Source organism: Herbiconiux moechotypicola, assembly GCF_024979255.1.
Taxonomy (GTDB): domain Bacteria; phylum Actinomycetota; class Actinomycetes; order Actinomycetales; family Microbacteriaceae; genus Herbiconiux; species Herbiconiux moechotypicola.
Genome location: NZ_JANLCN010000002.1, coordinates 92,964 through 112,698 on the forward strand (window position 1 = coordinate 92,964; position 19,735 = coordinate 112,698).

16 protein-coding genes are annotated in these 19,735 nt (G+C 70.1%); 7 read left to right on the forward strand and 9 right to left on the reverse strand.

Translation table 11 applies throughout. The annotated features are described in order from the left end of the window. Position 1 precedes the first annotated feature (1 nt). On the forward strand, positions 2-1,045 hold the full coding sequence (locus tag N1031_RS03140) for a LacI family DNA-binding transcriptional regulator (RefSeq protein WP_259478137.1): 1,044 nt from the start codon (positions 2-4) through the stop codon (positions 1,043-1,045). Between the two features lie 28 nt (positions 1,046-1,073). On the opposite strand, the gene N1031_RS03145 is transcribed toward N1031_RS03140, so the two are convergent. Then, complete coding sequence (locus N1031_RS03145; protein WP_259478506.1) at positions 1,074-1,910, reverse strand: DNA-methyltransferase; 837 nt, start codon at positions 1,908-1,910, stop codon at positions 1,074-1,076. Positions 1,911-2,039: 129 nt separating this feature from the next. On the opposite strand from N1031_RS03145, the gene N1031_RS03150 reads away from it, so the two are divergent. Both N1031_RS03150 and N1031_RS03155 read left to right on the forward strand, forming a co-directional pair. Then, the gene (locus N1031_RS03150) at positions 2,040-2,327 is read left to right on the forward strand and encodes a GNAT family N-acetyltransferase (RefSeq protein WP_259478138.1); all 288 of its coding nucleotides are present in this window, start codon (positions 2,040-2,042) and stop codon (positions 2,325-2,327) included. Between the two features lie 59 nt (positions 2,328-2,386). Then, complete coding sequence (locus tag N1031_RS03155) at positions 2,387-3,454, forward strand: TIGR03617 family F420-dependent LLM class oxidoreductase (RefSeq protein WP_259478139.1); 1,068 nt, start codon at positions 2,387-2,389, stop codon at positions 3,452-3,454. Here N1031_RS03155 and N1031_RS03160 read toward each other — a convergent pair. Both N1031_RS03160 and lplAB read right to left on the reverse strand, forming a co-directional pair. Then, a complete protein-coding gene (locus N1031_RS03160; protein ID WP_259478140.1) occupies positions 3,434-3,949 on the reverse strand; it encodes a heme-binding protein in 516 nt (171 codons plus the stop codon). The genes N1031_RS03155 and N1031_RS03160 overlap by 21 nt on opposite strands. Continuing rightward, positions 3,946-4,995, reverse strand: coding sequence for a lipoate-protein ligase LplAB (gene lplAB / locus N1031_RS03165; protein WP_259478141.1), 1,050 nt, complete (start codon positions 4,993-4,995; stop codon positions 3,946-3,948). The genes N1031_RS03160 and lplAB overlap by 4 nt, the downstream gene beginning before the upstream one ends. A 93-nt stretch (positions 4,996-5,088) precedes the next feature. Here lplAB and N1031_RS03170 point away from each other — a divergent pair, with 93 nt between their 5' ends. The 3 genes from N1031_RS03170 (at position 5,089) to N1031_RS03180 (ending at position 10,919) form a co-directional block, all read left to right on the forward strand. Next, positions 5,089-5,835: an HAD family hydrolase gene (locus N1031_RS03170; protein ID WP_259478142.1), complete on the forward strand. Its 747-nt coding sequence runs from the start codon at positions 5,089-5,091 to the stop codon at positions 5,833-5,835. 137 nt (positions 5,836-5,972) lie between these two features. Then, complete coding sequence (locus tag N1031_RS03175) at positions 5,973-8,555, forward strand: glycoside hydrolase family 65 protein (RefSeq protein ID WP_259478143.1); 2,583 nt, start codon at positions 5,973-5,975, stop codon at positions 8,553-8,555. 213 nt (positions 8,556-8,768) lie between these two features. Then, a complete protein-coding gene (locus N1031_RS03180; protein WP_259478144.1) occupies positions 8,769-10,919 on the forward strand; it encodes a cell wall-binding repeat-containing protein in 2,151 nt (716 codons plus the stop codon). Here N1031_RS03180 and N1031_RS03185 read toward each other — a convergent pair whose 3' ends face one another. The 5 genes from N1031_RS03185 to N1031_RS03205 are packed head-to-tail and all read right to left on the reverse strand — an operon-like array spanning position 10,920 to position 16,713. After that, positions 10,920-12,239 (reverse strand): alpha/beta hydrolase, encoded by a 1,320-nt coding sequence (locus tag N1031_RS03185; RefSeq protein ID WP_259478145.1) that lies wholly within the window; start codon positions 12,237-12,239, stop codon positions 10,920-10,922. It lies immediately after the preceding gene. Continuing rightward, positions 12,236-13,204: an alpha/beta fold hydrolase gene (locus N1031_RS03190; RefSeq protein WP_259478146.1), complete on the reverse strand. Its 969-nt coding sequence runs from the start codon at positions 13,202-13,204 to the stop codon at positions 12,236-12,238. The genes N1031_RS03185 and N1031_RS03190 overlap by 4 nt, the downstream gene beginning before the upstream one ends. A gap of 52 nt (positions 13,205-13,256) precedes the next feature. Then, positions 13,257-14,102, reverse strand: a complete 846-nt coding sequence (locus N1031_RS03195; protein WP_259478147.1) for a transglutaminase family protein — start codon at positions 14,100-14,102, stop codon at positions 13,257-13,259. Beyond that, complete coding sequence (locus N1031_RS03200; RefSeq protein WP_259478507.1) at positions 14,099-15,031, reverse strand: alpha-E domain-containing protein; 933 nt, start codon at positions 15,029-15,031, stop codon at positions 14,099-14,101. The genes N1031_RS03195 and N1031_RS03200 overlap by 4 nt, the downstream gene beginning before the upstream one ends. A gap of 5 nt (positions 15,032-15,036) precedes the next feature. After that, the gene (locus N1031_RS03205) at positions 15,037-16,713 is read right to left on the reverse strand and encodes a circularly permuted type 2 ATP-grasp protein (RefSeq protein ID WP_259478148.1); all 1,677 of its coding nucleotides are present in this window, start codon (positions 16,711-16,713) and stop codon (positions 15,037-15,039) included. A 98-nt stretch (positions 16,714-16,811) separates the two neighbouring features. Here N1031_RS03205 and N1031_RS03210 point away from each other — a divergent pair, with 98 nt between their 5' ends. After that, entirely contained in the window at positions 16,812-18,983 is a 2,172-nt protein-coding gene (locus N1031_RS03210; RefSeq protein WP_259478149.1) for a putative Ig domain-containing protein, read from the forward strand. A gap of 34 nt (positions 18,984-19,017) precedes the next feature. Here the strand turns inward: N1031_RS03210 and N1031_RS03215 are convergent, their stop codons facing one another. Continuing rightward, positions 19,018-19,602, reverse strand: a complete 585-nt coding sequence (locus N1031_RS03215) for a hypothetical protein (RefSeq protein WP_259478150.1) — start codon at positions 19,600-19,602, stop codon at positions 19,018-19,020. Positions 19,603-19,735: the final 133 nt, after the last annotated feature.

Below are 19,735 nucleotides of genomic sequence, written 5' to 3' on the forward strand. Positions count from 1 at the left end.
GATGAAGGGCGCGGCGCCGGGCGGGCGCACGCCCACGCTCGAGATGGTGGCGGCCGCGGCCGGGGTGTCGAGGGCCACGGTGTCACGGGTGGTCAACGGCTCGACCTCGGTCGCGCCCGAGGCCGCCGCGGCCGTGCACGCCGCGGTCGAGGCGCTCAACTACGTGCCGAACCGCATGGCGCGGTCGCTCGCGAGCCGCCGCACCGACGTGATCGCGCTCATCGTGCCCGAGTCGACCTCGACCGTGTTCGCCGACCCGTTCTTCGCCCCCGTGGTGCGCGGTGTCGCCCGGGCGCTCAGCGACACGGACTACACGCTGAACCTCCTCATAGCGTCGGAGTCGCGCCCCGAGAAGACCCGCCGCTACCTCCTCGGCGGCAACGTCGACGGCGCCCTCGTGGTGTCGCACCACGCCTCCGACCACTCCTACCTCGGGCTCGGCGACACCCTCCCGATCGTCTTCGGCGGCCGGCCCGTCAACCCCGAACTGGCCGACGCCTGGTTCGTCGACGTCGACAACCGCGCCAGCGCGCGCCTCGCCACCGAGCACCTGCTCGCGCGGGGGCGCACCCGCATCGCCACGATCGCCGGCCGGCAGGACATGCCCGCCGGCATCGACCGCCTCGAAGGGTGGCGCGACGCACTGGGGGCGGCCGGCGCCCCCGCCGACCGCGTGGAGTTCGGCGACTTCACGCAGGCTTCGGGTGCCGCCGCGATGGAACGACTGCTCGCGGCGACGGAGTCGACGGGGGCGGCTACGGGCACCGGGCTCGACGGCGTGTTCGTGGCGAACGACCAGATGGCGGCGGGTGCGATCCGCACGCTCCTCTCACACGGGCTGTCGGTGCCGGGTGACGTCGCGGTCGTCGGCTACGACGACGATACCTTCGCCGCCACGATCACGCCGCCGCTCACCACGGTGCACCAGCCCTCCGCCGAGCTCGGCGCCCAGATGGCGCAGGTGCTCGTCCGCCGCCTCGCCGGCGACACCCCGCCGCACCGCACCCTCATCCCCACCCACCTCGTCGAGCGCGACAGCAGCTGACCCGCCGCGGTCGCGCGGATGCCGGACGTCACACCACCCGCACCCCGGGCAACCGCTCCCGGATCACCCGCACCGCATCCGCACTCTCGTCGACGAGCACGTAGTTCCGCCCGAGCGCCGCCGCCACCGCCCCCGTCGTGCCGCTGCCCGCGAAGAAGTCGAGCACCCAGTCCCCCTCGCGCGACGACGCCTGCACGATCCGCCGCAGCACCCCCTCCGGCTTCTGCGTCGGGTATCCCGTCTTCTCGCGCCCCGTCGGCGACACGATCGTGTGCCACCACACGTCGGTCGGCAGCTTGCCCCGCGCCGCCCGCTCGGGCGTCACCAGCCCCGGCGCCATGTACGGCTCCCGGTCGACCGCCACCGAGTCGAACCAATACCCCTTCGGGTTCTTCACGTACACCAGGATCGTGTCGTGCTTCGTCGGCCACCGGCTCTTCGACTTCGCCCCGTAGTCGTACGCCCAGATGATCTCGTTGAGAAAGCTCTCCCGCCCGAACAGCGCGTCGAGCAGCACCTTCGCGTAGTGCGCCTCCCGGTAGTCGAGGTGCAGGTACAGCGTGCCGTCGTCGGCGAGCAGCCGCCACGCCTCCACGAGCCGCGGCTCGAGAAAGGCCCAGTAGTCGTCGAACCGGTCGTCGTAGCTCAGCAGGTCGCCCTTGATGCGGTCATAGCGCTGGCCTTTGAACCCGGTGACCCGGTCGCGCCGGCGCTCCTGGGGCTCCGCATCCGGTGCCGTGCGCGTCGAGGTGATGGGCTGCCGGCCCTGCTGCCGCCCCGTGTTGAACGGCGGATCGAGGTAGATGAGGGTGAAGGATGCGTCCGCGAACGCGGGCAGCACCGAGAGGTTGTCGGCGTGGTGCAGAAGGCCCTCGCCGCGTGCGTCGGGCGCGAACTCCGCCCGGGGGTCGAGGGGCGGATCTCCGACTGGCACCGTGCAATTCTGACAGTTCCGAGACTCGGGGCGTATCCTCGCCTCACGATGAGCACCTCCATGAGCACCTCGATCCGCAACGACGTCCGCCGCAATCGCTACACGATCGCCCTCGACGACGAGCTCGCCGGCTTCGCCGACTACCGCCTCGAGGGTTCCCGCATCGTGTTCACCCGCACCGAGGTCGACCCCGCCCGCCGCCAGAGCGGGCTCGCCGGCCGCCTCGTGGAGTACGCCCTCGACGACGTGCGCACCTCGAGCGCCCTCACCGTCGTGCCGCAGTGCACCTTCGTCGCCCACTTCATCGACGAGCACCCCGACTACCAGGAGCTCGTCGACCGCGGCTGACGCTGTCGGAACCCCACAGCCCGGATGCGCCCGGCCACCGGATGCGCTGCAATGGGCGCATGCCCGACGACGCGCAGCCCGCAGAACCCACCCCGTCCGTTCCGTTCGCGATCGACGCGGGCGGCGACGTCTCCGCCGGTCCGCTCGAGCTCGAACTCGCCGCCACGCAGGCCGAGGCGGCCGGTTTCGACGGGGTGCTCGGTGTGGAGCTCGGGCACGATCCGTTCGTCGCGCTCGCCCTCGCCGCCCGCGCCACGAGCCGGGTGCGCCTCACCACGTCGATCGCCGTGGCCTTCGCCCGCAGCCCCATGAGCACCGCGGTGCTCGCCAACGACCTCCAGCTCGTGTCGTCAGGCCGTTTCGTGCTGGGGCTCGGGTCGCAGGTGAAGCCGCACATCGAACGCCGTTTCTCGATGCCGTGGTCGCGGCCCGCCGCCCGGATGCGCGAGTACGTGCGCGCGCTCCGTGCGATCCAGGAGGCGTGGGACACCGGAACCCGCCTGAACTTCGCCGGCGAGTTCTACACGCACACGCTCATGCCCCCGATGTTCAGCCCCGGCCCGAACCCGTTCGGGCCGCCTCCCGTCACGATCGCGGCGGTGGGGCCGGGCATGGCCGAGGTGGCGGGCGAGGTGGCCGACGGGATGCTCGCGCACCCGTTCACGACGGAGCGGTACCTGCGCGAGGTGAGCCTGCCCGCCATCGCGCGCGGTCGCGCTGCGGCGGGCGACTGCGCCGTCGCACACCGCACCTTCGAGGTGAGCCTGCCCGCGTTCATCGCGATCGGCGACACCCCCGACGCCGTGCGGAAGGCGCAGCGCGCGGTGAAGCGGCAGATCGCGTTCTATGGATCGACGCCCACCTACCTCCCGGTGCTCGAACTCCACGGGTGGGAGTCCGTGCACTCCGCCCTGCACGCGGGCTCGCTGCGCGGGGAGTGGGAGGCGATGGCCGACCTCGTCACCGACGAGATGCTCGACGCCTTCGCCATCTCAGGCACTCCCCCCGAGGTCGCCGCGGGGCTCCACGCCCGCTTCGACGGGCTGGTTCAGCGCCTGTCGTTCAGCGCGCCCTACCGGGTCGCACCGGAGCTGTGGGGCGAATTGCTACGTGAGCTGAGGGGCTGAGGCGCGGCGCGCCAGGAAGGCGGCCACCGCATCCGCCGTCGTCTGGTGGTCGATGACGTCGGGCTCGCCCGAGGTGGTGATGGTGCCGACGAGCTGGCCGGCCGCGAAGATCGGCACCGAGCCGCCGTGGGCGCGCATCACCTCGTGGTCGATGTCGGGGTCCTCCGCCTCGGTGAACTCGCGGCCCGCCTCTTCGAAGCGGCGCTTCACCAGCAACGACGGCACCTTGAAGTGCCGCACCACCGCCGCCTTGCCCGCGAGCCAGGGATCGTTGCCGAGGCCGGTGTCGCCGAGCTTCGCGCGGTATACGGTGTCGTCGCCGAGCAGCACCTCCACCGCGAGGTCGAGACCGCGCTCGCGGATGAGGTCGACCGCGATCGACCCGAGCTCGACCGCGTCGTCGTTGCCGAACTCCGGCACGTCGAGCGGGGCGACCGCCTCGAGGTCGGTGGTAGTGAACACCGGCAGCGAGGGGTCGTCGAAGGCGTATTTCATGGAACTCGTCCTATCCATTCGGGGGTGGAGAACTTGGTGCGCACCAGCTCTTCGGCGGCCGCGCGCTCCGCATCCGTGATCTGCGAGGGATGCGCACCGTAGAGGCCGGTGAAGGTCGCGACGAGGCGGTCGATGATCTCGGCGCGCGGCAGACCGGTCTGGCTGCGCAGCGGGTCGACGCGCTTGGCGGCCGAGGTGGTGCCCTTGTCGCTCATCTTCTCGCGACCGATGCGGAGCACCTCCGTCATCTTCTCGCCGTCCATGTCGTAACTCAGCGTGGCGTGGTGCAGCACGGCTCCGTTGCCGAGGCGCTTCTGGGCGGCGCCGCCGATCTTGCCCTTGGTGGAGGAGATGTCGTTGAGCGGCTGGTAGAACGCCTCGATGCCGAGCGACTTGAGGGCGGTGATGACCCACTCGTCGAGGAAGGCGTAGGAGTCGGCGAAGGTCATGCCCTGCACGAGGGCCGCGGGGGCGTAGATGGAGTAGGTGACGACGGAGTTCGCGTCCATGAACATGGCGCCGCCGCCCGAGATGCGGCGCACCACCTCGAAGCCGTACTTCTCGGCGTTGGCGGGGTCGACCTCGTTCTTCAGCGACTGGAAGCTGCCGATCACCACGGCGGGCCGGTTCCACTCCCAGATACGGAGGGTCGGTTTGCGGCGGCCCTCGCCGACCTCGTTGGTGAGCACCTCGTCGAGGGCGAGCTGCATCTGCGGGGTCTCGGGGCCGGAGTGGATGAGCTGCCACTCGTAGGCGTCCCAGCTCGTGGCCTTGGCGAGGGCGCGGCGGATGGCGACCGCGACGGCTTCGGGCGAGAAGCCGAGCAGCTGCGCGCCCTCGGGCAGCGCGCCGCGGACGGCGGTGGCGAGGGTGGCGGCGTCGCTGTCGCTCGGCAGGCCCTCGACGGCGGCGTCGATCAGCGGGAGCGCGCTGTCGGGCTCGAGGAAGAAGTCGCCCGCGAGGCGGAAGCCCGTGATGCGGCCGTCGACCTCGTCGAGGTCGACGACGACCAGCTTCCCCCCGGGCACCTTGTACTCACCGTGCATTCCCCCAGCGTATCGGCGGGCGGGTGGCCATGGGGCGCAACTCGAAACGCACCGATAACACGGTGTTCACGCCCACCCCGTAACGTTGATCGCATGACCGAGACCGTGCTGCGCGACGCGAGCCGCCTGCAGACCGCCCGTGCCCTCCTGTTCGACCTCGACGGGGTGCTCACCCCCACAGTCGAGGTGCACATGCGCGCGTGGGCCAGACTCTTCGCGCCCTACCTCGAGGCCCAGGGCGCCGCCGCATACACCGACGACGACTACTACCTCTCCATCGACGGCAAGCCCCGCGTCGACGGCGTGCGCTCGCTCCTGACCTCCCGCGGCATTACGCTGCCCGACGGCACCGCCGACGACCCGGCCGGCGAAGACACCGTCTGGGCCCTCGGCAACCGCAAGAACGACGCCTTCGCCGCCGAGCTCGCCGAGAACGGTGTGGCCCCCTACCCCGGCTCGCTCGACTTCCTCACCGCGGCCCTCGCCGCCGGGTACGAGGTGGCCGTCGTGTCGAGCTCGCGCAACGCCGAGCCCGTGCTCCGCGCCGCCGGCATCCGCGACCGCTTCGAGGTCATCGTCGACGGCCTCGTGGCCGCCGCCGAAGGCCTCCCCGGCAAGCCGGCACCCGACACGTACCTCCGCGCCGCCGAACTCCTCGGCCTCACCGCCGACGAGTGCGTGGTGGTCGAGGATGCGCACTCCGGCGTGCAGGCGGGCCGCGACGGCGCGTTCGGGCTGGTGGTCGGCATCGACCGCGGTGTCGGGGCGCAGGAGCTGCTCGACTCGGGTGCCGACGTGGTGGTCGAAGACCTCGACGAACTCGTGGCCTCGCTCCGCTAGCATCGCAGACACGCCACGTCGCGCATCCCGCTCGCCGCCGGCCGCGCGGACCTCCGCGCCCGCCCCGCCCCGTCCCGCCGCAGCTCGCGCATCCGCACCACCACCGCCGCCCCGCCCGCTCGCCACGAAAGAGCCCGATGAACCCCATCACCGACGACCCCATCGACCGCTCCCAGTTCCCGCTCGACGAGTGGGCGCTCACCGAGGCCGAGTTCCACACCTCGACGCAGGGCCGCACCGAGACGCTGTTCGCGATCGGCAACGGCTACCTCGGGCTCCGCGGCAACTTCGAGGAGGGGCACAAGGCGCACGCCGAGGGCACCTTCATCAACGGGTTCCACGACACCTGGCAGATCCGTCACGCCGAGGAGGCGTACGGGTTCGCGCGGGTCGGGCAGACGATCGTGAACGCTCCGGATGCGCGGGTCATCCGCCTCTACGTCGACGACGAGCCGTTCGTGCTGGCCGACGCCGACACCATCGAGTACTCGCGCACGCTCGACTTCCGCACGGGCGTGCTGGAGCGGGTCGTGGAGTGGCGCACGCCGTCGGGCAAGCGCGTGCTCGTGCGCTCGCGGCGGCTGGTGTCGTTCACCGACCGGCACCTCGCGGTGATCGACTACGAGGTCACGATGCTCGATGCGGATGCGTCGATCCTCATCTCGAGCCAGATCCTCAACCGGCAGGACAAGGTCGACGAGTTCTCGGCGGCGGGCGGCGCCGCGACGGGCGGGGCCGGTGGCGCCGGCGGGGCCATCGCCGACCCGCGCAAGGCCTCCGGTTTCGCCGACCGCGTGCTGCTCCCCCGCTTCAAGTGGGTGCACGAGGGCCGCTACGTGCTCGGCTACCGCACCGCCAACTCGGGCATGACGATCGCCTGCGGCGCCGAGCACCACCTCGAGACCGACAACGAGTGGGACGAGACCTCCCAGATCGACGACGACATCGCCAAGCACGTCTATCGCGTGCGCGCGAAGGCCGGCCAGCGCATCCGTCTGGTGAAGACCCTCGCCTACCACACCTCGTCGACCGTGCCCACGACCGAGCTCGCCGACCGCACCAACCGCACGCTCGACCGCATCGGCGAAGCCCCCATCGAGGAGGTGTTCGAGCGCCAGCGGGAGTGGCTCGACGACTTCTGGCGGCGGTCGGACGTGGTGATCGCCGGGCAACCGGATGTGCAGCAGGCGGTGCGCTGGAACATCTTCCAGCTGGCGCAGTCGACGGCCCGCACCGACGGCGGCGGCATCGCGGCGAAGGGCGTGTCGGGCTCGGGCTACGGCGGGCACTACTTCTGGGACACCGAGATCTACGTGCTGCCCTTCCTCACCTACACCTCGCCGCAGGTGGCGCGGAACGCCCTCCGGTTCAGAGAAGGGATGCTCGACGCGGCCCGCGACCGGGCGGTCGAACTCAACCAGAGGGGCGCCCTCTTCCCGTGGCGCACCATCAACGGTCTCGAGTCGTCGGCGTACTACGCGGCGGGCACGGCGCAGTACCACATCGACGCCGACATCTCGCACGCGCTGTCGCAGTACGTGGCGGCCACGGGTGACCGCGACTTCCTCAACCGCGGGGCCATCGACATCCTGGTGGAGACGGCGCGCATGTGGGCCGACCTGGGGTTCTGGCGCGGGCGCGGCAGCTCGCGGGGGCCCGGCGGACGCGGCGCTCCCGTCTCGGAGACGTTCCACATCCACGGTGTGACCGGACCCGACGAGTACACCACCGTCGTCAACGACAACCTCTTCACCAACGTGATGGCGCGCGCGAACCTGCGCGCCGCGGTGCGGCAGACCCGGCGCATGGCGCTCGAGGAGCCGGCGGCCTACGAGGCCATGGTGAAGCGGCTCTCGCTCGAGCCGGGCGAGATCGAGGAGTGGTCGGCCGCGGCGGAGGCGATGCACATCCTCTACGACGCCGACCTCGGCATCCACCCGCAAGACGCGCAGTTCCTCGAGAAGGAGCTGTGGGACCTCGACAACACCCCCGACTCCAAGCGGCCTCTGCTGCTGCACTTCCACCCGCTGGTGATCTACCGCTTCCAGGTGATCAAGCAGGCCGACGTGGTGCTCGCGCTGCTGCTGCAGGGCGACGAGTTCACCACGGCCGAGAAGCGCGCCGACTTCGAGTACTACGACGCGCTCACCACGGGCGACTCCACCCTGTCGGCGTCGACCCAGTCGATCATCGCGGCCGAGGTGGGCTACCGGGAGCTCGCGCTCGGGTACTTCCGCGGCGCGCTGTTCGTCGACCTCGGCGACCTGCACAACAACACGGCCGACGGCATCCACGTGGCGTCGACCGGTGGCGTGTGGAGCGCGCTGGCGTTCGGGTTCGGCGGGATGCGCGACTACCTCGGCAAGTTCACGTTCGACCCGAGGCTGCCCGAGGAGTGGGAGTCGCTGGTGTTCCACGTGACGATCCTGGGGGCGCTCGTGGAGGTGACGCTGACGCAGGAGGCGATCGCGTTCGCGATCCTGTCATCGTCGTCTCACGATTCGGTCGAGCTATGGGTGCGCGGCGAGCGCGTGCTGGTGACCCAGGATGCGCCCATCACCGTCCCTTTGAAAGACGACCGCCCCACCATCGAGGGCGCCCCCACCACCTCCGACATCGAGGGCACCGTCCGCGCCGACGGCACCGTCATCACCGCCTCCATGCCCACCATCGTCTCCGACCTCGACGACCTCCCCGAGGGCCTCGTCGGCATGGACTGAGTAGTTTTTACTCGGGTGCCCCCTACGCCCTAACGCGATACATTCTCAGCTCGACCGGAGCGACCCACGCCCCGCCTCACGCCGGGAGTCCCCATGCGCACCCGCCCCGCCCCTTTTCTTTCGGCGTTCGCTGTGCTGGCAGTGGCGGTTGCGTCGCTGGCGCCAGCACAACTCTCGCTAGCGGCACCCTCGACGCTGGGTTCGCCTCTGCTGGTGAGCGTCGCCCCAGATGGCACTACTCCAGGAAACAACGCCTCGGGCTCTCCCTCGGTCTCCGCGGACGGTCGGTTCGTCGTCTTCGCGTCGCAGTCCTCGAATCTGAGATCCGTTCCTGGTTCTCGCACGAGTCAGGTCTATCTGCGCGATCTGCGGTCCGGCGAGACTGAGATGGTCACCGAGTACGGCGGTGCTGAGGGAAACGATGAGTCGGTCGACCCGGTGATATCAGCTGGAGGCGACTTCGTCGCTTTCGCCACTTCGGCCACGAACCTCGGCATCGCCATCCCCACGGGCACGAGGCAGATCGTGGTCTGGAACAGGAAGACAGGGGTGTTCGGAGTTGCCAGCCTCAGTGGAGGGACCGGCTCGATCGCCGCGAACTCGGGAACAGGGCACCCCACGATTTCCGATGACGGATCAGTGATCGCGTTCGAAAGCACCGCCTCGAATCTCACCCCGGAATCGAACTCCGGGGTCCAACAGATCTTCGTTCGCGATCTCGCCCGCGAGACGACGACATTGGTGAGCATCGACGAGACGGCCGGGACAGCGTCAGGAGGAAGCAAGGTCTCCACTTCGCCTTCGATCTCCGGCGACGGTCACACAGTCACCTTCATCACTGAATCGCTGCTCACGAGCACTCCAACACGAGGCTTCGTCCAAGCGTACGCACGCAACCTCTCGCTCCGGCAGACGACGATGATCAGCATCGATACCGCCGGCACCGGAGGTGCGAATGCGCAAGTCTCGTCCGTTGACATCTCTGCCGACGGAACAAAAGCCGTCTTCGATACAGCAGCTACAAATCAGACTCCCGATCACCTCGTCGGCGGTAGCCATGTCTTCTTGCGTGACTCCGGGCTGCGGGCCACGAAGATCGTCAGCAGAGACGAGTACGGCGACCTCGCTCTGGGCGTCCTTCCAACGATCGCGGGGTCGGGGGCGGTTGTAGCGTTCTCTTCCTCATCCTCAGGTGTGACGAGCGGCCTGTCCTCGTCAAGCATGCAGGTGTTCGTAAGAGACCTCACAACGGCCGATACGACTCTAATCTCTGGCCCTCTCGGAATCGGGGGTGGCGCAGACCCGGGCAATGTGAACCCCCTTAGTGTTGCGCTCTCGGAGGGTGGCGATTTCGCGGCCTTCACAATGACAGCGAACAACCTCGTCAGTGGGGGAGCATCCATCTTCTCCCAGGTCTATGCGCGAGGGGTAGCCGATGATCCTTCAGTCGTTCGAGTTTCTGGACCCGACCGGTACTCGGTCGCCGAATCGATCGCCACGCGGCTGTTCACCGCGGATAGTCATTCCATCGTGTTCGTGACCTCGGGCGAGGGCTACCCAGATGCACTCTCGGCTTCCGCCGCTGCTGCGTCCATTCGTGCGGTCGGCGCGCCTGTTGTACTCGTGCGCCGAGACTCAGTGCCGACGGGGGTTGCCGCCGAGATCCTTCGAGAAGGTCCTCGCAATGTGGTGATCGTGGGAGGGCCTGCCACAGTCAGCGAGGGTGTCGTGGACGAGCTCCGCAGATTGACTGGCAAAAGTCCAATCACGATCGATGGAGCGAACCGGTACACCGCTTCGACGGCGACGTCGGCGTTCTTCTTCCAGCCCGGAGTGCCGGTTGCGTATGTGGCTTCGGGGGAAGGGTTTGCGGATGCGTTGGCGGGTGGGGCTGTGGCGGGGGCCGGGAAGGGGCCCGTGCTTCTGACGCCGAAGGGTGGGGTGACGGCGGAGGTGAAGGCGGAGCTGGAGCGGCTGAAGCCGGGGAAGATCGTGGTGCTCGGTGGGGCGGGGACGGTGAGCGATGCGGTCGTGACCGAACTGCAGGGCATCGCGCCGACGACGCGGGTGGCCGGGGCCGATCGGTTCGCGACCGCGGTGGAGGCGTCGAAGTCGGTGTTCGGGGCGAACACGAGGAACGTGTACATCGCGTCGGGCGAGACGTTCCCCGATGCGCTGTCGGCGTCGGCGGCTGCGGCTGCCAGCCACGGGCCGTTGCTGCTGGTGGCGAAAGACGGGATTCCCGCGTCGGTGGTGGCTGAGCTGAAGCGGCTGAATCCACGGAAGATCACCGTGGTGGGCGGGCCCAACACCGTGTCCGACCGGGTCGTCACCGAGCTGAAGAACTACCTGCGAAAGGAGTAGTCACGACGCAGGGGCCGCGAGGCCGAGGCGCGGGTAGAGGATCTCGAAGCCCTTCTCGAAGCCGCCGTGGAGGGCGTCGAGCACGTGGCCGGCGTCGGGGATGACGTAGTACGTGGTCTGCCAGCCCGCCGCCTGCGCCGCAGCAGCCGCCGCCTGCGCCGCCGGGATGAACACCGGGTCGGCGCCGCCGACCGTGAAGATCCCCACGGTGTCGGGATAGGCGTGCGCCCCCGACGCCAGGATCGACGCTGGCTTCGTCGCCTCGAACGCCGCTGCGTCACCCCCGAACAACTGGTCGATCACGGTCGACGGATCCTCCGACCCCGGGTACTCCTCCCCCGAGATCGACAGCACGTTCTCCCACAGCTCCGGATACTCCGCCCCGTACTTGAACGCGCATCCGCCCCCGTTCGAATACCCCGCGATCACCCAGTGCGCCGGATCCTGATCGATGCGCAGATTCGCCCGCGCCCACGCCACCACGTCCTGCACGATGAACGTCTCCGCGTTCCCGTACTTCGCCGTGTCGGCGCACACCGGGTCGATGCTCTCGTCGCCCAGCTGATCGGCCACGATCACGATCGGCGCCAGCCCCTGGTGCGCGGCCGCGTACTCGTCGAGCACCGACGCCACGTACTGCGGGTCGGGGTCGCCGGGCTGCCCCATCATGAGGATCATCAGCGGCAGGTCGGGCGGGTCGGCCACCTGCGCGGCCGGCGGCAGGTAGATGCCCGCGGGCCTCGACGAGAACCCGGATGCGGTGGCCGGGATCACCTGCGTGCCCGTCGTCCCCGTGGCCGGCATGTCCGCGGGCGGCGTCCATGTCTCGTACACCGGCCGCCCTGCATCCGGGTCATCCGTGGGCCGCGGCGTCGGCGACCCCGTCGGCCGGTTGATGTCGATCGGATGCTCCACCACGATCCCGAGGAACGACGCCACCGTCGGCTTCAGCCCGAAGTACGCGTTGATGCCGAGCGTGCCCGACAGCGCGAACAGCACCGCTCCCACCGCCGCCACGACCTTGCGCCACCACCGCGACCGCCACAGGTTCACCACCGCGAGCCCGATCGCGGCGAAGGTCACGACGACCCACGCATCCGTCTGCACGGTGAGCGGCACACCGAACAGGTTGAACGCCTCGACCACCCAGATCGTAGCGAACGCAACAAGGGCACCCGCGAGCAAGCCGATCAGCGCGGTGAGCACCCACCGGATGCGCGGGGGCCGCGCGAGCAGGTACACGAACGCGACAGCGGAGAGGGTCCACACGATCCACGGCAACGGCCCGTCGATGATGGGCAGCTCGAGCAACCAGGTCACACGTCACCGCCCGCCGGCCCCGAGGAACCGGCGCCACCCGCAGCACCGCCACCCGAGCCACCCGAGACACCACCCCCGACCCGCTCGTCGAGCCACGCCACCAGATCGGCAACCACCTCGGCCCGGTTCGTCTCGTTCAGCACCTCGTGCCGCGCATCCGGATACACCCGCAATGTCACGTCACTCAGCCGCGACCGCCGCGTGAACACCCCCACGAGCTTCTGCGCCGACCGCTCCCCACCGAGCGTGTCATCGGTTCCGACGAGGATCAGCACCGGCACGTCGGCCACGAGATCGAGCCGCCGCCCCGGCCGCCCGAACAGCCGCAACCCGTCGACGAGCCCGAACAGCTTCGCCACCTCGGCCGGGAACATCAGCGGATCGGCCGCCGCCCCCTCCTGCACCGCCACGTCGCGCGACAGCCACTCGTACCCGTTGCCGGCCGAACCATCGGTGGGCTTGTGCTTGCGGTTGAGGTCGCCGCCGTCCATGTGCCCGGGCATCCGGTAGGCGGTGCCCACGAGCACCACCCCCGAGTAATGCGCGAGCGCGGGCGTGTTCATCAGCTTCTGCAGCATCAGCGACCCCCAGCTCTGCCCCATCGCCACCAGCGGAACCTCGGGATGCTCGCGCGCGATCACGAGACCGAACTGGCGGATGTCGTCGATGGTCGCCCGCAACCCGCCGACCCCGAGCCGGCCGAGCCGGGAGTGGTCGCCGCCGTGCTGGGCGAGCCCGGTGGCACCGTGCCCGCGCTGATCGGCGGCGTACACGCTGTAACCGGCGGCGTTGAGGTCGCGGGCGAGCTTCGGGTAGCGTCCGGCGTGCTCGCCGAGGCCGTGCACGAGCTGCACGACGGCCCGCGGATGCTCGACCGTCCACCCGTAGTAGGTGATCTCCACCCCGAGCTGATCGACGAAGCTGTCGGTGAAGTGGGCAGAACGCGGCGCCGCGGGCTCAGACATGCCTCATCCTCCCACGCCCCCGAACGCCCGCGCGATCACGCGCGAGGCACCGTCACGACTCCCGCGTGATCTCGACCTTCACGAACAGCTCCGACCCGAACGGCCCCGCGTACACGCCCCGCAGCGGCGCGACGTCGTTGTAGTCGCGCCCGCGCCCCACCACCACGTGCCGCTCGCCGATGTCGATGAGGTTGGTGGGGTCGAACCCGCGCCAGTCCCCGCAGAACCACTCCACCCACGCGTGCGACTCGCCCGCGATGGTCTCGCCGATCGCCGCATCCGGCTTCGGGTGCAGGTAGCCCGACACGTACCGCGCCGGAATCCCGACCGACCGCAGCGCCCCGAGAGCGATGTGCGTGATGTCCTGGCACACCCCCCGCTTGTCGGTCCATGCCTCGTGCGCGGTCGACTGCACCCCGGTCACGCCCTGCACGTACTCCACCTGCCGACCGATCTCGGTGCAGATCTCCAGCGCCGCCTCGCACGGCGACACGTGCCGCGCCGCGATCTCCTCGGCGAGCGCCGCGAGGTCGGGCGAGGGGTCGGTGAGCTTGGTCTGCTTGGTCTGCTCCACGTAGCTGGTGGAGGTGGCGGCCTCGTTGGCGAGCAGCTCCCAGTCGACCGGATGCGCGGCGTGCGGCCGGTTGCGCACCTCCACGAGCGAGGTGGCGGTGAGGGAGAGCTCCTTGTGCGGCGTGAGTACCTCGAACGAGGAGACCCTGGTGCCCCAGTAGTCCACGTAGTTGTGCGACGACGACACCGGTGCGATCTCGAGCGAGGAGTGCAGCACGAACTGCCCCTCCGAGCTGATGGGCAGCATGCGCGCCTCGTTGTAGGAGGCCTGCACCTCGCCCTCGTAGCGGTAGCCGGTGATGTGGCGAACGCGGAGGCGGTTCATGCGCTCTCTCCGATCCAGCTGGGGGCGTTGTTCGTGGGGAAGTACCGCTGCCGGATGGCCTCGGAGGCGGCGCTGGTGGCGTCTTGCACGCTGTCCATGTGCCGTGGCAGCTCCTGCAGGATGTCGGTGATGGGCCGGTACTCCAGCTGCGAGCGGATCTGCCCGAGCAGCCGCTGCGCCGAGTCGGTCACACCGATGCGCTCGTTGCGCGGGCCGAGGTCGCGCAGGCACTGCTCGGCGCGAGTGACCGAGTAGAGGATGGAGCGGGGGAACAGCCGGTCGAGCAGCAGGAACTCGGCCGCGTTGCGGGCCGACGGCACGCCGCGGTAGGTGCGCAGGTAGGCCTCGTAGGCGCCGCAGGAGCGCAGGATCGTCGTCCACGACGGCCCCGAAGCCTCGGTGAGGCTGCGAGTGGCGAGAAGGCGCGCGGTCATGTCGGCGCGCTCGATGGAGCGGCCGAGGGTGAAGAAGTGCCAGGCCTCGTCGCGCGAGGCCGACGACTCCATGATGCCCACGGCGAGCGCCGCGCGGTCGCGCACCCAGCCGAAGAACTCGTGCGTCTTCTCCCCCGTGACCTTGCGGGGCATGCGCGCCCGCGTGGTGTTGAGGCACTCCCAGAGCTCGGTCGACACGATCTCGCGGGCTCGTCGCGCGTTCTCGCGGGCGGCTCCGAGCGAGTAGGCGATGGAGGCGGGATGCGTGCGGTCGACCGCGAGCGAGGCGAGCACGTCGGCACGGGTGAGGGAGCGCCCGTCGTCGGGCACGTCGGAGCCCATGACGCTGAGGAGGGACCGGCAGGCGAGGTTCTCCTCGATCCACGGGTCTTCGAGCAGCAGCTGCAGGTGCACGTCGAGGATGCGCGCGGTGCCGTCGGAGCGCTCGATGTAGCGGCCGATCCAGAACAGGGACTCCGCGATGCGGGAGAGCATGGCCATCAGAGCACCTCGCCTTCTGCGGTGGGGCGCGCATCCTGAGCCCGCGACTGCTGTTGCTGCTGCGCCTGGTCCTGGTTGCGCGGCCGGTCTTCGGGCGAATGGTCGGGCACGTGCCCGATGATCGGTATCGCCTGCGTCACCGCAGCCTGCTCGGCCACGAGTCCCTGGATGTTGTGCCCGTCGTTCGACGAGAACAGCGGCTCCTGCCCCACCACCCAGGTGTCCTTCGACCCGCCGCCCTGCGAGCTGTTCACCACGAGCTGGCCCTCGGGCAGCGCCACACGGGTGAGCCCGCCGGGCAGCACCCACACGTCGGTGCCGTCGTTCACCGCGAAGGGGCGCAGGTCGGCGTGGCGCGGGCGCATGCCATCTTCGACCAGTGTGGGGATGGTCGACAGCTGCACCACGGGCTGCGCGATCCAGCCGCGCGGGTCGGCGATGAGCCGGTTGCGCAGCGTCTCGAGCTCCTTGGCCGACGCATCCGGCCCCACCACGAGACCCTTGCCGCCCGAGCCGTCGACGGGCTTCACCACGAGTTCGTCGAGCCGGTCGAGCACCTCCTCCAGCGCGCCGGGCTCCTCGAGCCGCCAAGTGTCGACGTTCTTGATGATGGGCTTCTCGCCCAGGTAGTACTCGATGAGGTCGGGCATGTAGGTGTAGACGAGCTTGTCGTCGGCCACGCCGTTGCCGACCGCGTTGGCGATGGTGACGTTGCCGAGGCGCGCCGCCATGAGGAGCCCCGGGCTGCCGAGCATGGAGTCGGCGCGGAACTGCAGCGGGTCGATGAACTCGTCGTCGACCCGGCGGTAGATCACGTCGACGCGTTGCGGTCCGGCCGTGGTGCGCATCCACACCTTGCCGCCCGAGCAGAACAGGTCGCGGCCCTCGACGAGCTCCACGCCCATGAGCCGGGCGAGCAGCGTGTGCTCGAAGTAGGCCGAGTTGTAGACGCCCGGGGTGAGCACCACGACGGTGGGGTCGTCGATGCCGTTGGGGGCGGATGCGCGCAGCGCCTGCAGGAGCTTGTTGGGGTAGTCGCCCACCGGCCGCACGCGCATCGACACGAACAGCTCGGGCAGGGTCTGCGCCATGACGCGGCGGTTGGAGATGACGTACGAGACACCGCTCGGCACCCGCACGTTGTCTTCGAGCACGCGCCAGTCGCCGTGCTCGTCGCGGATGAGGTCGATGCCCGACACCTGGATGCGCACGTTGTTGGGCGACACGATCCCCGCGGCCTCGCGATGGAAGTGCGTGCTCGAGCTGATGAGGGCGGCGGGGATGACGCCGTCGCGCACGGCGACCTGGTTGCCGTAGATGTCCGAGAGGAAGGCCTCGAGCGCCTTGACGCGCTGCTTGATGCCGGCCTCGACGTCGACCCACTCCTTCTGCTCGATCACGCGCGGCACGGCGTCGAGGGGGAAGGGCCGCTCCTCGCCGGCGAAGTCGAAGGTGACGCCCTGGGCGAGGTACGAGCTGGCCAGCGCGTCGGTGCGGCCGCGCAGTTCCTCCTGCGTCATGCGGGCCAGGGCGTTGTAGATGTCCTTGTAAGCTGCGCGCGCCTCCACCGGGTCCTGCGACTTCGGCTCGGGGAACATCTCGTCCCAAGGGGAGGAGCTGCCACGCCGCTTGGCCGGGGTGAGTGTGGCGCCGTAGCCGTCGAACAGGTCAACCATGAGGGCGAGCCTACTGCCCGGGTGTTGCGGCGGTGTTTCCGCCCGATTCCGGATGCACGGCCTGGCGCGCGCGTTCGAACCTGAGGTACGCTCGCTTCATGAACACGAGTCGCACTCATCTTCATCGGGTCACCCGTCGGGCCATCGCGCTGGGCATCGCGGCCGCCGTGTGCGCGGGTGCGACCACGCTCGGCGCCGTGGCCACCGATGCGAGACCGGCGCAGGCCGCAGTCACGCGCGCCATCTCCTTCACCGCCACCGCCACTCTCCACGACGCAGCGTCGCGGTCGCTCGTCTCGCTCGAGGTCGACCCCGGCACGGGCCGCGCCTACGCGATCGAGCGGCCCTCGGGCGATGTAGTGGTGTACGACACCTCGGGTTCCGGCCTCCGATCGGTCGCCCGGGTGGCGGTGGGAGGAGACGCGGTCGACCTCGCGGTCAACACCGCCACCCACCAGGTCTACGTCTCCGACCACGCGGGCGACTCCGTCGTCGTGATCGACGGGCACCCCGCCTCTCCCACGGCGAACACCGTGGTCGACAGCATCCCCACGACAGGGAGCGGGGCGCGCGGCATCGCAGTGGATTCGGGTGCCGGCGTGGCCTACGTCGCGAACGAGGACTCGGTCGACCTCAGCCGCATCGATCTCGGCACCCGGGCGATCGCACGCATCGCGATGCCGAACGTGCCGTTCGACGTAGGGGTCTCCTCGAGCGACCACCGGGTGTACGTGACGAGCCAGGTCGCGGGCACGCTCATCCCGGTCAGCTCCGACGTGGCGGGCAGCCCGGTCTCGCTGGGCGGTGGTGCGATCCCGACCGCGCTCGACGTGGGCGCGGGTGAGGTGCTGGTGGGCACGTCGGCGGGATCCGACTACCGGGTGCGGCGTTTCGATGCCCTGCTCGCCCCGGCGGCCACCTCGACCCCCCTCGACGCACCGGCCACCACCCTCGCGTCCGACGGGTCGGTGCAGCTCGCCTACGTGACCACCGGGTCGGGGGCGCTGCGCACCTTCCTTCTCGACACCCTCTCCGACGTCGGCGACTCCACCACCTATCCCGCGGACCTCAGCGCGATGACCGTCGATCAGGGCAGTCACCATCTCCTGGGCGTCACCGCCTCGCTCACGGGCGCCACCATCACGTCGTACGACGTCGCCGCCAGCCCACTGATCCTGTCGCCGCGTGATCTCGCGGGAGAGGTGGGCGCCGCCTACACGTCGGCAGTGGTGGCGTCGGGCCGCCCCGAGACCACCGCGTTCTCGGTGACGTCGGGCACTCTCCCGCCCGGCATCTCCCTCGACACCGCCGGCGTGTTCTCCGGCATCCCCACGGTCGCGGGCGTCTTCACCTTCACGGTCACCGCGGACAACAGCTCCCCCACCACCGATTCGGTGACCTTCACGTTCACCGTCGCGTCGAAGGCACCATCGGCTCCGGTCGTCTCGAGCACGCCGCCGCCCGGGGGCACGGTCGGCGCGGCCTACGGCCCGTTCACCTTCACCGCATCCGGTGTGCCCCAGCCCTCGCTCATCGTGAAGGGCGGGACACTGCCTCCGGGCCTCCTGTTCGACGAGATCACGTATCAACTGCGGGGCACCCCGACGACGGCGGGCAGTTACACCTTCGTCATCACCGCCGACAACGGTGTGGGCTCGAACTCGCGGCCGTTCACCGTGGTCATCGCACCGGCCGCGGGCACCGCACCCACCATCACCTCGGCGGCCCCGCCGGCCGGCCGAGCCGGCGAACCCTACGGTCCCTTCAGCGTCACGGCATCGGGCGCGCCCGCACCGACCATCTCCATCGTGGCCGGGTCGCTGCCCACGGGTCTTACCCTCGACCCTCGCACCCATCAGCTGAGCGGCACGCCCACCGAGTGGGGCACGTTCCGCTTCCGCATCGAGGCGAAGAACGCCCTCGGCACCGACTCGCGCTTCTACGCTCTCGTCATCGAGGAGGGCACGCCCACCCCCGCGACGCCCACACCGACGCCCACCCCGTCGCCGAGCGCGTCAGCGACCCCAGACGACGGTGGTGACGGCGACGGGCACCGGGGTCTGGGTGGTGCCGGTGGGGCGGGATCGGGGGCCGACCCGCTCGGCGGCGGCACCGTAGCGGGGTCTCAGCCTTCCGCGGCGCGTGCATCGGGCTCCCTCGCACAAACCGGCCTCTCTCCGGTCACCGGTCTGACCTGGGGCACCCTCGCGCTCGCAGGCGGTCTCTTCCTGGCCACCCTCGTCACGGTTCGCCGTCGCCGCCGTTCGTGAAGATCGCCCCCGCGCCTCTCGCGACGCGGGGCGGTCAGGCGGCGGCGCAGTTGGGGAGGGTGGGGCCCGTAGGGTCCGGGTACGCGTAGGTCCAGGCGATCTCGGCGAAGTCACCGGTGCTGCCGAGTACGACGTCGGCGCCGAGTTCGCCGTGGAGGCCGGCAGCCGGAGCCTGCGCGATCGTGATGAGCAGCGTTCCGGAGTAACCGGCCGTGATCGCGGTCGCGTTGAACACGAACACCTCGCCGCCCTCGAAGCCCGCCGACCCGTCGGTGAACGCCCAGCCCACGCCGTCACCTGAGCTCGCACCCGTCACTTCGAGTCCCTCGGGCAGACACAGAACCACCAAGAGACCTACGAAGTCGCCGTCCTCCGAGGCGGGCTGTGCCGGAACCTCGCTCATGAGGAGCGGGAACACCAGTGAATCCGGCTCGCCGCCCACGGTCAGCGGGGCGAGGGTGGTGAAGCTCGGCTCCCCCGTGCTCGCGGATGCGCGCGGTGCGGCCACGGCGAGTGCCACCACCGGCAGGGTCCAGGCGCCCGCCCCGAGCACCGCCCTCCGCGAGACCCGCGCCGGGTGCGGCACCGCATCCGGCACCGAGCCCCCGTCGAACGTCATCGCACCAGGCTACGAACCCCACCCACCCCGGTCACTCCCCAGAACAGGTCACCCCGCAGCCGCGCCCGCCACCAGCAGCGGCCGCCACCAGCCGCGGCTGGCACCAGGCGGGCGGACAGGCCGCGGCCGGCAC

Excerpts from the sequence above, each read along its gene's own strand:
- N1031_RS03140 (WP_259478137.1), top strand. The coding sequence starts at position 2 with ATGAAGGGCGCGGCGCCGGGCGGGCGCACGCCCACGCTCGAGATGGTG.
- N1031_RS03150 (WP_259478138.1), top strand. The coding sequence starts at position 2,040 with ATGAGCACCTCGATCCGCAACGACGTCCGCCGCAATCGCTACACGATC.
- N1031_RS03155 (WP_259478139.1), top strand. The coding sequence starts at position 2,387 with ATGCCCGACGACGCGCAGCCCGCAGAACCCACCCCGTCCGTTCCGTTC.
- N1031_RS03160 (WP_259478140.1), bottom strand. The coding sequence starts at position 3,949 with ATGAAATACGCCTTCGACGACCCCTCGCTGCCGGTGTTCACTACCACC.
- lplAB (WP_259478141.1), bottom strand. The coding sequence starts at position 4,995 with ATGCACGGTGAGTACAAGGTGCCCGGGGGGAAGCTGGTCGTCGTCGAC.
- N1031_RS03170 (WP_259478142.1), top strand. The coding sequence starts at position 5,089 with ATGACCGAGACCGTGCTGCGCGACGCGAGCCGCCTGCAGACCGCCCGT.
- N1031_RS03175 (WP_259478143.1), top strand. The coding sequence starts at position 5,973 with ATGAACCCCATCACCGACGACCCCATCGACCGCTCCCAGTTCCCGCTC.
- N1031_RS03190 (WP_259478146.1), bottom strand. The coding sequence starts at position 13,204 with ATGTCTGAGCCCGCGGCGCCGCGTTCTGCCCACTTCACCGACAGCTTC.
- N1031_RS03195 (WP_259478147.1), bottom strand. The coding sequence starts at position 14,102 with ATGAACCGCCTCCGCGTTCGCCACATCACCGGCTACCGCTACGAGGGC.
- N1031_RS03200 (WP_259478507.1), bottom strand. The coding sequence starts at position 15,031 with ATGCTCTCCCGCATCGCGGAGTCCCTGTTCTGGATCGGCCGCTACATC.
- N1031_RS03205 (WP_259478148.1), bottom strand. The coding sequence starts at position 16,713 with ATGGTTGACCTGTTCGACGGCTACGGCGCCACACTCACCCCGGCCAAG.
- N1031_RS03210 (WP_259478149.1), top strand. The coding sequence starts at position 16,812 with ATGAACACGAGTCGCACTCATCTTCATCGGGTCACCCGTCGGGCCATC.
- N1031_RS03215 (WP_259478150.1), bottom strand. The coding sequence starts at position 19,602 with ATGACGTTCGACGGGGGCTCGGTGCCGGATGCGGTGCCGCACCCGGCG.